Origin of the sequence: Alteromonas sp. 07-89-2 (assembly GCF_013113925.1) — a bacterium.
Lineage (GTDB): Bacteria > Pseudomonadota > Gammaproteobacteria > Enterobacterales > Alteromonadaceae > Alteromonas > Alteromonas macleodii.
The window spans coordinates 185,440-198,183 of sequence record NZ_VTYM01000001.1; the positions used below are offsets into that span (position 1 = coordinate 185,440).

The 12,744-nt window shown below is 43.8% G+C and carries 14 protein-coding genes; 7 read left to right on the plus strand and 7 right to left on the minus strand.

Features of this window, described 5'->3' with window-relative positions:
• Nucleotides 1-92 precede the first annotated feature (92 nt).
• The gene (locus tag F0261_RS00790) at nucleotides 93-1,907 is read left to right on the plus strand and encodes a sodium:proton antiporter (protein ID WP_239244778.1); all 1,815 of its coding nucleotides are present in this window, start codon (nucleotides 93-95) and stop codon (nucleotides 1,905-1,907) included.
• Nucleotides 1,908-1,942: 35 nt separating this feature from the next.
• Here the strand turns inward: F0261_RS00790 and F0261_RS00795 are convergent, their stop codons facing one another.
• The 4 genes from F0261_RS00795 to F0261_RS00810 form a co-directional block, all read right to left on the minus strand.
• Nucleotides 1,943-2,986: a succinylglutamate desuccinylase/aspartoacylase family protein gene (locus F0261_RS00795; protein ID WP_061438987.1), complete on the minus strand. Its 1,044-nt coding sequence runs from the start codon at nucleotides 2,984-2,986 to the stop codon at nucleotides 1,943-1,945.
• Between the two features lie 3 nt (nucleotides 2,987-2,989).
• Nucleotides 2,990-3,898 (minus strand): 30S ribosomal protein S6--L-glutamate ligase, encoded by a 909-nt coding sequence (rimK, locus tag F0261_RS00800; protein ID WP_061438984.1) that lies wholly within the window; start codon nucleotides 3,896-3,898, stop codon nucleotides 2,990-2,992.
• A 127-nt stretch (nucleotides 3,899-4,025) separates the two neighbouring features.
• Complete coding sequence (locus tag F0261_RS00805) at nucleotides 4,026-5,138, minus strand: DUF21 domain-containing protein (RefSeq protein WP_061438982.1); 1,113 nt, start codon at nucleotides 5,136-5,138, stop codon at nucleotides 4,026-4,028.
• A gap of 32 nt (nucleotides 5,139-5,170) precedes the next feature.
• Nucleotides 5,171-6,511, minus strand: coding sequence for a magnesium transporter (locus F0261_RS00810; protein WP_061438980.1), 1,341 nt, complete (start codon nucleotides 6,509-6,511; stop codon nucleotides 5,171-5,173).
• A 211-nt stretch (nucleotides 6,512-6,722) separates the two neighbouring features.
• On the opposite strand from F0261_RS00810, the gene F0261_RS00815 reads away from it, so the two are divergent.
• The 5 genes from F0261_RS00815 to F0261_RS00835 all read left to right on the plus strand — a co-directional run bounded on the left by F0261_RS00815 (nucleotide 6,723) and on the right by F0261_RS00835 (nucleotide 10,308).
• On the plus strand, nucleotides 6,723-6,995 hold the full coding sequence (locus tag F0261_RS00815) for a hypothetical protein (protein WP_216600659.1): 273 nt from the start codon (nucleotides 6,723-6,725) through the stop codon (nucleotides 6,993-6,995).
• Between the two features lies 1 nt (nucleotide 6,996).
• Nucleotides 6,997-7,857, plus strand: coding sequence for a mechanosensitive ion channel domain-containing protein (locus F0261_RS00820; RefSeq protein ID WP_061438978.1), 861 nt, complete (start codon nucleotides 6,997-6,999; stop codon nucleotides 7,855-7,857).
• Between the two features lie 8 nt (nucleotides 7,858-7,865).
• Nucleotides 7,866-8,465 carry a sigma-70 family RNA polymerase sigma factor gene (locus F0261_RS00825; protein ID WP_171336956.1) on the plus strand — a complete coding sequence of 200 codons (600 nt, stop codon included), beginning with the start codon at nucleotides 7,866-7,868 and terminating at the stop codon, nucleotides 8,463-8,465.
• 94 nt (nucleotides 8,466-8,559) lie between these two features.
• On the plus strand, nucleotides 8,560-9,387 hold the full coding sequence (locus tag F0261_RS00830; protein ID WP_171336957.1) for a glucosaminidase domain-containing protein: 828 nt from the start codon (nucleotides 8,560-8,562) through the stop codon (nucleotides 9,385-9,387).
• A gap of 48 nt (nucleotides 9,388-9,435) precedes the next feature.
• Nucleotides 9,436-10,308, plus strand: a complete 873-nt coding sequence (locus F0261_RS00835; RefSeq protein WP_171336958.1) for a mechanosensitive ion channel family protein — start codon at nucleotides 9,436-9,438, stop codon at nucleotides 10,306-10,308.
• A gap of 72 nt (nucleotides 10,309-10,380) precedes the next feature.
• Here F0261_RS00835 and F0261_RS00840 read toward each other — a convergent pair whose 3' ends face one another.
• On the minus strand, nucleotides 10,381-10,899 hold the full coding sequence (locus F0261_RS00840) for a hypothetical protein (protein ID WP_061438967.1): 519 nt from the start codon (nucleotides 10,897-10,899) through the stop codon (nucleotides 10,381-10,383).
• 43 nt (nucleotides 10,900-10,942) lie between these two features.
• Nucleotides 10,943-11,155: a hypothetical protein gene (locus tag F0261_RS00845; protein ID WP_171336959.1), complete on the minus strand. Its 213-nt coding sequence runs from the start codon at nucleotides 11,153-11,155 to the stop codon at nucleotides 10,943-10,945.
• Between the two features lie 152 nt (nucleotides 11,156-11,307).
• Between F0261_RS00845 and F0261_RS00850 the strand changes: the two genes are divergently transcribed.
• Nucleotides 11,308-11,508 carry a LapA family protein gene (locus tag F0261_RS00850; protein ID WP_171336960.1) on the plus strand — a complete coding sequence of 67 codons (201 nt, stop codon included), beginning with the start codon at nucleotides 11,308-11,310 and terminating at the stop codon, nucleotides 11,506-11,508.
• 53 nt (nucleotides 11,509-11,561) lie between these two features.
• Here F0261_RS00850 and F0261_RS00855 read toward each other — a convergent pair whose 3' ends face one another.
• The gene (locus F0261_RS00855; protein ID WP_171336961.1) at nucleotides 11,562-12,743 is read right to left on the minus strand and encodes an aminoacetone oxidase family FAD-binding enzyme; all 1,182 of its coding nucleotides are present in this window, start codon (nucleotides 12,741-12,743) and stop codon (nucleotides 11,562-11,564) included.
• Nucleotide 12,744: the final 1 nt, after the last annotated feature.

Genomic DNA, 12,744 nt, shown 5'->3' on the forward strand with positions numbered 1-12,744 from the left:
TTAAGTTTTTATTCATTGAGTTTATGGATAATGTACAAGACTCTGCTAACGCTAATTGTGACTTTTCAATAGTTATCGGCGTCTTGAGTGTTATGAATAACAAACTTGAGGCGTCTATGCATAATTTAGAGCCTATTTTTTTACTTGTTTTAATTGGCTTTTTTTCTATCGCGAGTCAGCTAATAGCCTATCGATTGCGCCTACCTGCGATTTTGTTCTTACTGCTTTCAGGCCTGTTTATGGGGCCAGTAAGCGGCATTTTTAACCCCGATGCGGTATTCGGCGATTTGCTGTTTCCGATTGTTTCTTTATCTGTTGCCATAATTTTATTTGAAGGTGCGTTAACCTTAAATCTTCAGGAACTTGGCAACCATAAGAAAACCGTTATGCGGTTATGCTCATCAGGAGCCATCCTTTCTTGGTTGATTGTAGCGCCTGCTGCATATTATCTAATGGGTTTAACGTGGGAATTAGCCTTTCTATTCAGTGCTATCGTGACGGTAACGGGCCCTACTGTGGTAATGCCCATGATACGCGCCGTTAGACCATCTAAGAATGTTGCTCAAATCTTAAAATGGGAAGGCATTGTTATCGACCCAATCGGTGCTATTTTGGCTGTACTGGTATTTGAATATATTGTGTCTCAGCAAAATGCGTTGAGCCACACGCTGCTTGTTTTCTTTAAAACTGTGGCGGTTGGTATTTTCTTCGGCTTGGCAAGTGGATATGTATTGTCCAAAGCAATCAAGCGAGGATACATTCCTGAATATTTGATCAATACATCTGTGTTGATTTCCGTGCTCATTAGTTTTGAAGCATCAAACTTGCTTGCGCACGAGAGTGGATTACTTGCTGTTACCGTAATGGGTATGTTTTTAGCCAACAAACGTGACATAAAAGTAGACGATATTGTAGAGTTCAAAGAGACCCTTTCCGTACTGCTTATTTCTGGGTTATTTGTCATCCTTGCCGCGCGAATCAAGCTAGAGGAATTATATGCGATTGCTCTTCCAGCAACGCTTTTACTTCTAGTGATGATTTTTATAGCAAGACCGCTCAACGTGTACTTTTCTACAAAGCGCTCGTCGTTAATATGGCAAGAGAAATGGCTGATATCTTGGATGGCACCGCGAGGCATTGTGGCTGCCGCAGTATCTGCGTTATTCGCTATTAAGCTCGACATGATTGGCTACGCAAACGCCGACATTCTTATTACTCTGGTCTTCTTTGTTATTGTGTTTACCGTTACGTTACAAAGCTTAACCTCTACGCACATAGCCAAAGCACTAGATCAAAGAGAAGAAGCTGCTAAGGGTTACCTTATCTTTGGCGGCGGTCACTTCGCGAGAATGCTGGGCAAAGAATTGATGTCGTTGGGCTACACAGTAAAGATTGCTGATACGAACTGGGAATCCATTTGCGCTGCAAGAATGGAGGGAATACCTACTTATTTTGGAAACCCAAGCTCTGCACACGCAATGAGGACAATGGATTTAACCGGCATTGGCAACGTACTGGTCATGTCTAGTTATAAACATTTAAACCCCATTGTTACTCAGCACTTCCAGTATATTTACGGTGATGAACACGTGATGGGCATTAGTCACAACGATCAAAAGGGATTTGAAGGCCATTCTTTGAGCGAACATTACCTGCAATCTTTGGGATTATTTGGAGACACAACTTACTCCAAACTGGCTAGCCAGACTTCCAAAGGCGCGGTGATAAAACGCACTGCATTAACGGCCTGCTTTACGTTTGATGACTACAAAGCCAAGTATATGAGTCAGTTTACCGCGCTTTTCTTTGTGGACTCAAAAGGCAAGCTTACTGCATTTAAGAGTAAAGAGAGTACACCTCCCGGTGAAGGTTGCCAGATTATTAGCCTAATTAGCCAGATGGGTTAAAAGAAGAGCAAAAAAAGAGGGGGAATTGCTTCCCCCTACTTCATTTCATCGTAATGAATGGTTTCCTCAGGCATGAGGTTTTCCACCAGTTGGTCGAGGTTGTCGACCACATCCTCAGGCTCTTCAAACAACGCAACGTGGAACATTGCATCACCTTCTTGTACCAAAGGTATGTTTTGTTTACCAATGATGATACCTGAGCGCGGCGCGATGACATCGTGAACGTAAGTGCCTGTAGGACTACAGACCTGCGCTAAGACATCGCCTTTTTTTACGTGATCGCCCAGTTGCTTCACATCACGCACTATCCCGCTTTCAGGTGCACGTATCCAAGAACTTTTATTCGCAATAAAAGGTTCAATTAACGGCTTTTTACGGCGTCGCTTCGCTACCATGCCAAGGCTTGCAAGCACGTTGTAAATACCCTTTATTCCTGCCCTTATTGATAGCTCGTCGAATCTTAATGCCTCACCTGCCTCGTAAAGCAAAATACGAGTACCAGACTCCGAGGCCGCCTGTCTCAATGAACCATCGCGCAAATTGGCGTTGAGTAACACCGGAACGCCAAATGCTTTGGCTAAGCTTAAGGTGTCTTCGTCAGCCAAATTCGCACGAACTTGTGGCAAATTGCTTCGGTGAATTGCGCCGGTATGCAGGTCAATACCGTAATCGCATTTGCTAACAATTTCAGTCAAAAACAAGTTAGCTAAACGCCCCGTTAATGAGCCTTTGCTAGACCCAGGAAAACTCCTGTTGAGGTCACGGCGATCTGGCATATAACGGCTTTGCGTTAACATGCCATACACATTCACCATAGGCACCGCTATCAAGGTTCCTCGAGTTAGCTTAAAGGTGTCCGACGCTAATAAACGCCGAACTATTTCAATACCGTTAAGCTCATCTCCGTGAATGGCCGCACTTATGAATATTGTCGGCCCCTGACGCTTTGCTCTTATGACTTCAACGGGAATAGACATTTCCGTGTCAGTGTAGAGCTTGGCAGAAGTAAGTGAAAGCTTAACCCTACTTCCCGCCTTTATCTCTGTATCGCCGATAAACAGTGATGGAATACGAGACATGTATTAGCCCTGCCCACGGGTTTTAGTGTTGTGCGGCTTAGCTTTAGTATTTTCGATAAATTCGATGATCATGTTTGCCACGTCTTTATTGGTAGCATTTTCGATACCTTCAAGACCTGGAGATGAGTTCACTTCCATTACCACTGGGCCATGACTTGAGCGCAATAAATCAACACCACAAACGTTAAGCCCCATTGCTTTAGCCGCTGCTACTGCAGTTGTACGCTCTACCGATGTAAGTCGAATTAGCGTTGCACTTCCGCCGCGATGAAGGTTAGAACGGAATTCACCTGGAGCGCCTTGACGCTTCATTGCCGCGACCACTTTCCCACCGACTACGAAACAGCGAATATCTGCTCCACCTGCTTCTTTAATAAATTCTTGAACCAGAATGTTCGCCTTAATACCCATAAATGCTTCAACAATACTCTCAGCAGCTTTGTTGGTATCGGCTAACACCACACCTATGCCCTGCGTACCTTCTAGAAGCTTGATTACAACAGGCGCTCCACCTACGTTCGCGATTAAGTCTTTAACGCTATCTGGGCTATGCGCGAATCCGGTTCTAGGTAGACCAATACCTTTGCGCGATAATAACTGCATTGAGCGCAATTTATCTCTAGAGCGACTAATCGCTACTGACTCGTTAACACTAAACGCCCCCATCATTTCAAACTGACGAACAACGGCCGTACCATAGAAGGTAATAGATGCGCCTATACGTGGAATAATGGCGTCGTATTTGGGTAGAGGCTGGCCTTTGAATCGAACCGAAGGCTTGTTACTGGTAATGTCCATGTAGCAATGCAATGTGTCGATAATATCAACTTCATGGCCACGCGCTTCAGCCGCTTCTTTAAGACGTTTGGTAGAGTAAAGACGTTTGTTTCTCGATAAGATAGCGATTTTCATAAATGCTCCTTTGTTTTTTTTGTAGACGATTACGCAAAAACAAAAGTCACAAACTTTTATAAAAAAAGGCGACATCTGAAATGAGTCCAACTTAATGGGGTCACTTCAGATGTCGCCTTTTCTTTATTTACTCTGAAATAGAAGGAGCTGTTTCCTTTTTCTCCGTTTGCGCGCTTACCACATTAGAGAGTAATGCCTCTGGCATGGCTGAGCTTATTCCCTTAAGCAACCTACCTAAGATATCGGCGCCCGTGATAATGCGGGGCTTTTCTCCCCACACAAGCACTACATCCACATCAATGGTGCCATCGTGATGGGCATCTAACGATTCCTGCGCTTTTAGATGCCAAATTACATCTCCCAGCGTTAAGTTCTCGTCGCGAACAATTAACGGCCTGTGACAATAATCGTAAATATCAAATGGCTTGTCGGTATCGAACAATGCTGCGCGAAGTGCACCATCCGCGTCTAAAATAAGGTGCGGCTGGTTGTTTTCATCCGCCAATACAACCCAGTTGTGTCCGCTACGGTTAATTCTACGAAGTAATTCGTCAGAACTCTCACGCACAAAATCAGGCACTATTGGGAAGTCCACTTTTGTAGGTAATGAAATAATGGAATCAGGGTCTAGTAACTCACCTTCTTGAGACACGCGAATATCATCGATTGCCAGAAAGTTCAGTGCTCCAATACCTTCAACGTGATCAACCTCCGCTTCTTCGGCTTCAACGTGCTGTTTTAACACGCGGCGAAGATCACGGTCTCGCATGTACTCCACACCCTCTTTGCCTAACCAGCCATCGAGAATAAGTGCAGAAGGCTTGGCTACAGGATATAAAACCAGCTGATAAAACCGCAGCGCAGGCGACAAGATTGACGCCATTTTCATCGCGTTTCTTGAAAAATAGGCCTGCGGCAAGATTTCACCAAAAATCGTGATAAAGCCGGTAGAGAAAATAAACGCACTGGCGCCAACAAGTACCGAGTCAGAAAGCAGCGTTAATAATACGTTTATCCCAACATTACCCCACAGTATGGTAGTAAGCAGAAAGTTCGAATCCTGTCTTAACTTAAGGATTTTCTGCGCTGATTTATGCCCATGAGACACTTCCATCTCTAGCTGCAATCTGTTGAGCGAGAAAAAGGCCAGGTTCAACCCGGAAAACATCGCTGATTGTGAAATACAAAACAATATGCCCAACCAAATGTAGAGCTCTTGTTGAGTAAGAGAAAACTCCATAAAAACGTCCTAAACTTGTAGCGTTAAGTTAACTACATTAATAACAAAGTACCGAGACCTAGAAAGGCAACAAAGCCCACAATATCCGTCACGGTGGTGAGTATGACCGACCCCGATAACGCAGGGTCAATATTGAATTTTTCAAGTAATACAGGAACAAAAATACCTGCAATTGCGGCGGCAATGATATTAAAAAGGATCGCAAGCCCAATAACTAACCCTAGCCAAGTATTGCCAAACCAAAGCATAGCAACGGCACCAATAACAAACGCCCAAATAACGCCATTTAACCCACCTACTTTTAGCTCTTTAACAAGAAGTGCGCTTACGTTTGCTGAGTTCACCTGCTTCAGCGCTAACCCTCGGATGATTAACGTCAATGTTTGACTACCTGCAATACCTCCCATACTAGCGACAACAGGCATCAATACCGCCAAGGCAACCACTTCTTGCAAAGTAGCCTCAAATAAGCCGATAAATGCACTTGCCAGAAAAGCGGTGAGCAAGTTTATCCCCAACCATAACGCACGCCCCTGGGCACTTTTTCTAACCGATGAGAACAAATCTTCATCCTCATCCATACCCGCACCTGCCATCAGCTGGCGTTCATGCTCTTCAAACGAGAGTTCGGCTGCGGTAGTGACATCCAGCCTACCTATCAGCTTTTGATTTTCATCTACCACCGGCAGTGCACCGAATCCAGAAAGCTGCACGGTTTTCGCTGCCATTGCGCAGTCTTCGGTGTCCCTTATAGTGGTCACATCTTCCAACGCTACATCGACCAAAGGTAAATGCTCTGGCAGTCCGTGTATCTGCGATATCTCTACTGCCAAAGAAAATTGACCAGAGCGGTTCGTCAAAAACAAGAGGTCGCAGTGTTTAGGGGTTTCCCTTCTAATCAACCGAAGCGCGTCTCTTACTTTCGCGTTACTTGGCAACGATAAAAATGAGTGCGATGCCCAGTGACCAATTTCCTCTTCACTATATTCGTTAGCTTGGGTGAAATACGCTTTTTGAACTTTATCCATCGCCAAAAATGCTTGTTCCACAAGCGCTTTGGGTAAAGAGTCGGCCAACTCCAATAAGTCATCAGCCTCAATGTCAAAAAACAACGTCTGCCATAACGATGGGTCTGTTGAATTAATCAAAACCTCTCGTGGGTCGCTGCGCATTTCTATCAGTACATCTAGCTTTTTCGCGTCGGCAATGGTGTCCCATAATGACAAACGCTCATCAATGGGAAGGGATTCCAGTAAAAGCGCCAACTCTTTTTCATCAGCTTGTGCTATCACTGTGGCGCTACCAAGAAGTTCTTCATTTGCGGGCGAGTGTTGAATCACTTCTTCAACCAATGTAGGCAATATTTCAGACATGCCGCATTCCTTAATTCCAAAAACTACGGCTACTGACGAGCATTGATTCAATAAAGTCACATTTTTTTATTTTTTTGTGACTTTTCTTCATGTGCCCTCGTCTTTTTAACCAATAGTTAAACTAAAGGCTATCTAGTAGGAGACATCGCAGTCTGTACATAATGTAGTGTCACGACAGACGCATCATCCTAACGGCATATGGGGTTGAAACGTGGACTTAGATGAAGAAAAGCTCAGGCACTTATTAAATGAAGATGTAGACGGGGTTAATGAGAACCAGTCTCTGGAAAAAGTATTATCCGATGGCAAAAAGGTTGTTGCGGTTAAAGATGTGGTGAGCTTATTTGTTGGATGGGTTTGGGTAGTATTTCTAGGGTTTGGCGCCTCTCTCTACTCGGCAAAAAGGCAATACGAAAAGCACGTATCAGCCAAGAAAAAACCGTTAAGAATAAAAAGTGAAACAAATTTAGATAAGGAATATTAGCATGGATCTCAATATATGGGCGCAGTCCTTCAGTAATGCATTTAACCGGTTTTGGACCGAAGTAGCCGGCTTTTTACCTAATTTAATTGCAACCGTAATCGTTGTGCTTTTTGGCCTGTTCGTGTCGAAGGTATTGACTAAATGGGTAGCAAAGCTTCTTGAAAAATTAGGGTTTGACTCGCTCTGCGAAAAGCTGGGTATTCACCGATTAATAAATTCCATGGGATTTAAAACTCGCGGTTCTGAGTTAATTGGCAAATTGCTTCACCTGTTTTTCATTCTGATCATTTTAGTAGCAGCTGCAGAAACCTTAGGGCTCGAACGCTTCTCGGCAATCCTTGACGAATTCATTCTTTATCTGCCTAAGCTATTTGGCGCACTGCTAATTGCCTTAATCGGACTTTTCATTGCTAAGACTGGTAAGAGTCAACTTGAGACGTCTTTAGAGAACGTTGGTGTTGAATACGGCGCCGCGGCAGGACGAGTGTTGCAACTTCTTGTTCTGTTCATAACCTTCTCTCTCGTTATTGGTCAGCTAGAGTTAGAAACAGAATTGTTGAATACAATTTTTACTGTGTTAATTGCGAGTTTAGGCATTGCGCTGGCCTTGGCACTGGGACTTGGTACGCAAACAGTGGCAAATAGTATTGTGTCTGGCATATACGCCCGTGAGCAATTACTGCCAGGCGATGAAGTAGAGTTTGAAGGTTTCGTTGGCAACGTAGTGTCGGTAAGCACAGTAAACACGTTATTGGAAAGCAAAGAGGGTAAACGTCTGAGCATTCCGAACCAAGACTTACTTTCAAGCAAGTTTGTAGTCACCAAGCTTGGAGCTACAAAGCGTACAGATAATAAAACGTGAGATAAGACATGAACGATCTAGAGAACGAAGTGATTCGTCTCTCTGATCGGCTGTCGCAACTCAGTGATGACGAATTAGTGCGTATTGCAAAATTGCAGCTTCCTTATGTGACTACAGCGTATGAAACTATATTTCACCGCTATCATAAAAAGTTACTGCAGATATGCTTCCGTTATTTGAAATCAGCCGAAGAAGCAGAAGAGACGGTAAATGATACGCTTCTGATTGTATTTAATAAAATCAACCAGTTCGAAGAGCGAGCAAAATTTCGAACTTGGTTGTACAAAATTGCACACAATCAAGCATTGACTCGCTTAAGAAAAAAACAAGCAGAACATGTTGAGCTTAATGAAGCGTTACCAGAAATAGAAAAACACGAGGAGCAATCTCAGCAAGACCATACTAATGAGCAACAACAACTGAACAAACTCCTGGACTTACTCAGTCTTGAAGAGCGTTCTATTGTTGTTTTTCGCATGACGGGAAATCTAGAGTTCTCCGAAATATCACAAATACTTGATGTAAAACTCAGTGCAGTGAAAATGCGGTATAAACGAGCCCTAGAAAAAATGGCAGTGTCTGCCAAGAAAAGTCACGTTAGCGAATAAAGTTTTCGGAGTATCAGGTTTATCTTTGCTGCCCTTCCAGCAAGATACAATCCCTTTATAGGGATGATCTGATACTCCCTTTTGGAGACAGACAATGACAAAACTTACTATAAATAAGTCTTGGGCTTTCATGGCGGTACTTTTGGTTGTAACTGCATTGGCGTTACATGCCTATCTGACCGAACGCAGCTCAACAGGGCTTCCCAATATTAACCCTGCTCCCGAAGTGACCTTGCGGTCGATGCCAAATTTTACTTCTATTCAAGATGTTAAAGAGAAAAAAGAACGTTTTTTTAATACGTTATATCCGCTTATTGAAGAGGAAAATCGCCATTTATTAAAAAAGCGTGCCGCGATAATAAAACTGCGCGAACAAGAGGTGTTAACCTCCCATCAATCGAAATGGCTTAATAAAATAATGTCACATTATGCCATTGACGAAACCCTGCCATTAGAGAATAAGTACGAGATTCTATTGCGCCGAGTAGACTATATTCCCCCTTCGCTTGTGTTAACCCAAGCGGCGATTGAGTCGGGCTGGGGAAGCTCTCGTTTTACACGCAAAGCGAATAACCTATTTGGACAGTGGTGTTTTGAAAAAGGATGTGGTGTGGTGCCGTCATCGCGAGATAAGGGCAAACAACACGAGTTGGCTAGCTTCAAATCTGTTAATGGTTCGATACGCGCTTACCTAAAGAACCTCAACACTCACTTTGCCTACATAGAGCTAAGAGAAACCCGGGCATATCTGAGAGAAGCTGATATTCCCCTAACGGGGCTCGCGCTCGCTAAAACCTTAACCCGTTACTCAGAGGAAGGCGATGCGTACGTTGACAAGGTATCAGCCTTCATAAAATTCAATAAACTATCCCGTTTTAATACCAGTTTTGAACAAAGTCTTGTAGCCTCAAACAATGAATAATTTTATTCCGCTGAGCTTGGTACAAAACTATAACGTTGAGGAGACTCGATGAACGATTTCATTGCTTTTGTAAACCGACCTGTCTTCGAGTTTATGTCTCGTGAATTCACGGTTGGCATGCTGATCCTAATCCCGTTAATGCTAATCGTGGCGGTATGGCTACTTAAATTCATTTCTAAAATTATTCCACGCTTGCTTATCAAAAATGGAGTAACACCCGACGCGGTGCACTTAATTAATCGCGTTGTGCAGATATTGGTGCTGGTCATGTTAGTGATAACCACCCTCGATATCTTGAATGTCCCGTTAACTGCTTTCGCCTTTGTATCAGGTGCAGTAGCGATTGGTGTTGGTTTTGGTGCGCAAAATATAATAAACAACTTTATAAGTGGCTGGATCTTGATGTGGGAGCGGCCAATTCGCATTGGAGACACATTAGAAGTAGATGATACCCGAGGCCGAGTAGAAGCCATTAATACCCGCTCAACGCGTATTCGCCGAGTAGATGGGGTGCATATGCTAGTCCCTAACAGCAAGCTGCTGGAAAATACAGTCATTAACTGGAATCTGGTGAATACTGAAACGCGAACCTCGGTAAAGGTAGGGGTTGCGTACGGCTCTTCAGTAAGAGAAGTGGAACAACTCATCTACAGTGCCGTAGGCAAGCTTGACGGTGTTCTAAAAACCCCGGCGCCCGCGGTAATGTTTGACGACTTTGGCGACAATGCCCTTAATTTTGAGGTGTACTATTGGCTAAATGCGAGCTCAGAGATGGAGCGGCGTAAGTCTCGTAGTGACCTTCGCTTTCTTATCTGTGAAGCCTTCGAAAAAGCGGGAATTGTGGTCGCCTTTCCGCAACGAGATGTTCATATTGATGGGGAGCTAGTACTGACTAAAACAGAACAGAATTGGCGTCCTTAATGCTGACACAAGATTTCTGCTAGCTGAACAGCTGCGACGCATCAGTGCATGCATCGCAGCCACGCCTTCGTTTTATTCGATTTCACCGATGATTGGTGCGTTTAATTTTATTCTCTGGCTGTTGCGGATAAACTTACTTCCCTGTTCAATCAATTGCTGGCCTTCCTTAATACGCTCAAATGCTTCCACTTGACGATCTTTGGATTTTTCAATCAACGAATTACCCTTTCTAACTTCATTGATGGCATCTTCCCACCGCTCTCCTATTGAAGAGAGTGTGGTCGCTTCAAACGCAACTTCTTTTGGACTAGTGGAAGCGCCTAGCTGTAGTACAGCCAACTGGTAAGCTTGCTTTGCCGCGATGATTTTCTCAGTTCCGGATTGAATAGATCCTTCACCCTCTCTAAGCATGGCACGCGCCTTCTCTAAATCTTTTTCACCTCTTGTTAATAATTTTTCCCCTCTCTCAGAAAGCTTTTTACCTTCTTCCCACATTCTATCTGGGTCATTTGTATAGTTTTCCATGCTAGGTGTTGAAGTACACCCCAATAGGATTACTACACTTGCAAAAACTAAAACCAAATATTTCATTTAATTCTCCTTACTACTAATCGATGCTAACTTAATTGATCTATTAGCTTTCGCTTTTAAACACGTTGTACTTAGAGTTGGACATCAAGATACCCACCGTCATTCCTATTGCAAATGCAGCACAAATCACAGCCGCAACCGGAACAGACAAACTGTTAAAACTTGACGCTATATAAGTATCTTGTTTACTTAAAAGAACACTTGCCGCAAACAAAAAAAGCAGTAAAAGCGATACCGTAGTTGCAATTACTCTCATTCTTTACCTCGTTTTTCTGGGTCTTGTCGTAATAGATGCGCCCCCGCGATCAAAAGTCACAAAACACGAAAAAATAAAATTAAAATTTTTTATCAAAAGTTGTGACTTCGACGTAGTAAAAATCGTCAGTAAGGGAAAGAAGAGGAGATTATATGAAAACTAAAGTCGCAATTTATTTGTCATTAGTTGCTTTACTAGGCGCTATACTTTTTCAAAATATTGATACAATCAGTCTTCAAATTTTGCTTTTTGAGTTTCAGATTCCGCTGGTTTTGTTAATGGTCGTTATGTTCGCGCTAGGAGCGTTAACCTACGGTTTGCTAGATTATTTTAGCGTTAAAAAGAAGAGATAATGCGTCACTGACGCATTACCAATTCATGCTAATAACGAGTTGCGGGGTCTGAACTAAACCACCTGCCCTGCTGCCCAACCACTGCTCCACGCCCACTGGAAGTTAAAGCCACCGAGCCAACCAGTAACGTCAACCACTTCGCCAATGAAGTACAGGCCTTCGACATTTTTCGCCATCATGGTTTTTGATGATAGGTCATTGGTATCTACACCGCCTATAGTAACCTCGGCGGTGCGATATCCTTCTGTGCCGTTTGGCTTTATTTGCCAATTCTCTAGGGTGTCAGCAATGGCGTCGCACTCGCCGTGAGTCAGCTGTTTCACCGGCACGTTGCGCCAACTATGATACTCAATAAGGCTCTGTACCATACGCTTTGGAAATACTTTATTTAAACAGGTAGCAAGCAATGCGTCTGGCGTCTCTGTGCGTGCAGTTTGTAGAAGCGCCGTAGCATCGTCGTTAGGTAGCATGTTGATACTTAAGCTGTCACCCGCTTCCCAATAGCTGGAAATTTGGAGCATGGCAGGGCCGCTTAACCCTCGGTGGGTAAACAACATTGCCTCTTTAAACGTAGTGTCGTTGCAGCTGGCATATACATCAACTGCGATACCGCTAAGCTCTGCCAGTGTGTCTTTATCTTTATCGTGCAAGGTAAAAGGAACAAGTGCTGCACGAGTAGGTAAAACGTTAAGACCAAATTGCTGCGCTATTTTATAGCCAAATGGCGTGGCTCCTAGCTTGGGCATGCTTAAACCGCCGGTAGCAATTACAAGGGATTCACATTCATACTCACCATTCGAGGTTGTAAGTGAGTACCCACTTTCAGTCTTTTCTACACTTAGAATGTCGCAACGAGTGGTAATCGTCACATCCGCTTTGTTGCACTCATTTAGCAGTAAATCGACGATCTCTTTGGCGCTATCATCACAAAACAGTTGGCCCAAGGTTTTTTCATGGTAGGCAATGCCATACTCGGCAACCAAGCCAATAAAGTCCCATTGGGTATAGCGACTTAGTGCCGACTTACAAAAGTGAGGGTTTTGCGAAAGAAAGTTTTCAGGGCCTGCATACATGTTAGTGAAGTTACAGCGGCCACCGCCGGACATCAGGATTTTTCGGCCCACTTTTTTGGCGTGATCAAGCACTTCTACGCTGCGTCCACGCGCGCCGGCCTGCGCCGCACAAAAAAGCCCTGCAGCTCCTGCACCAATAACAATTACATCGCGCTTGATCACA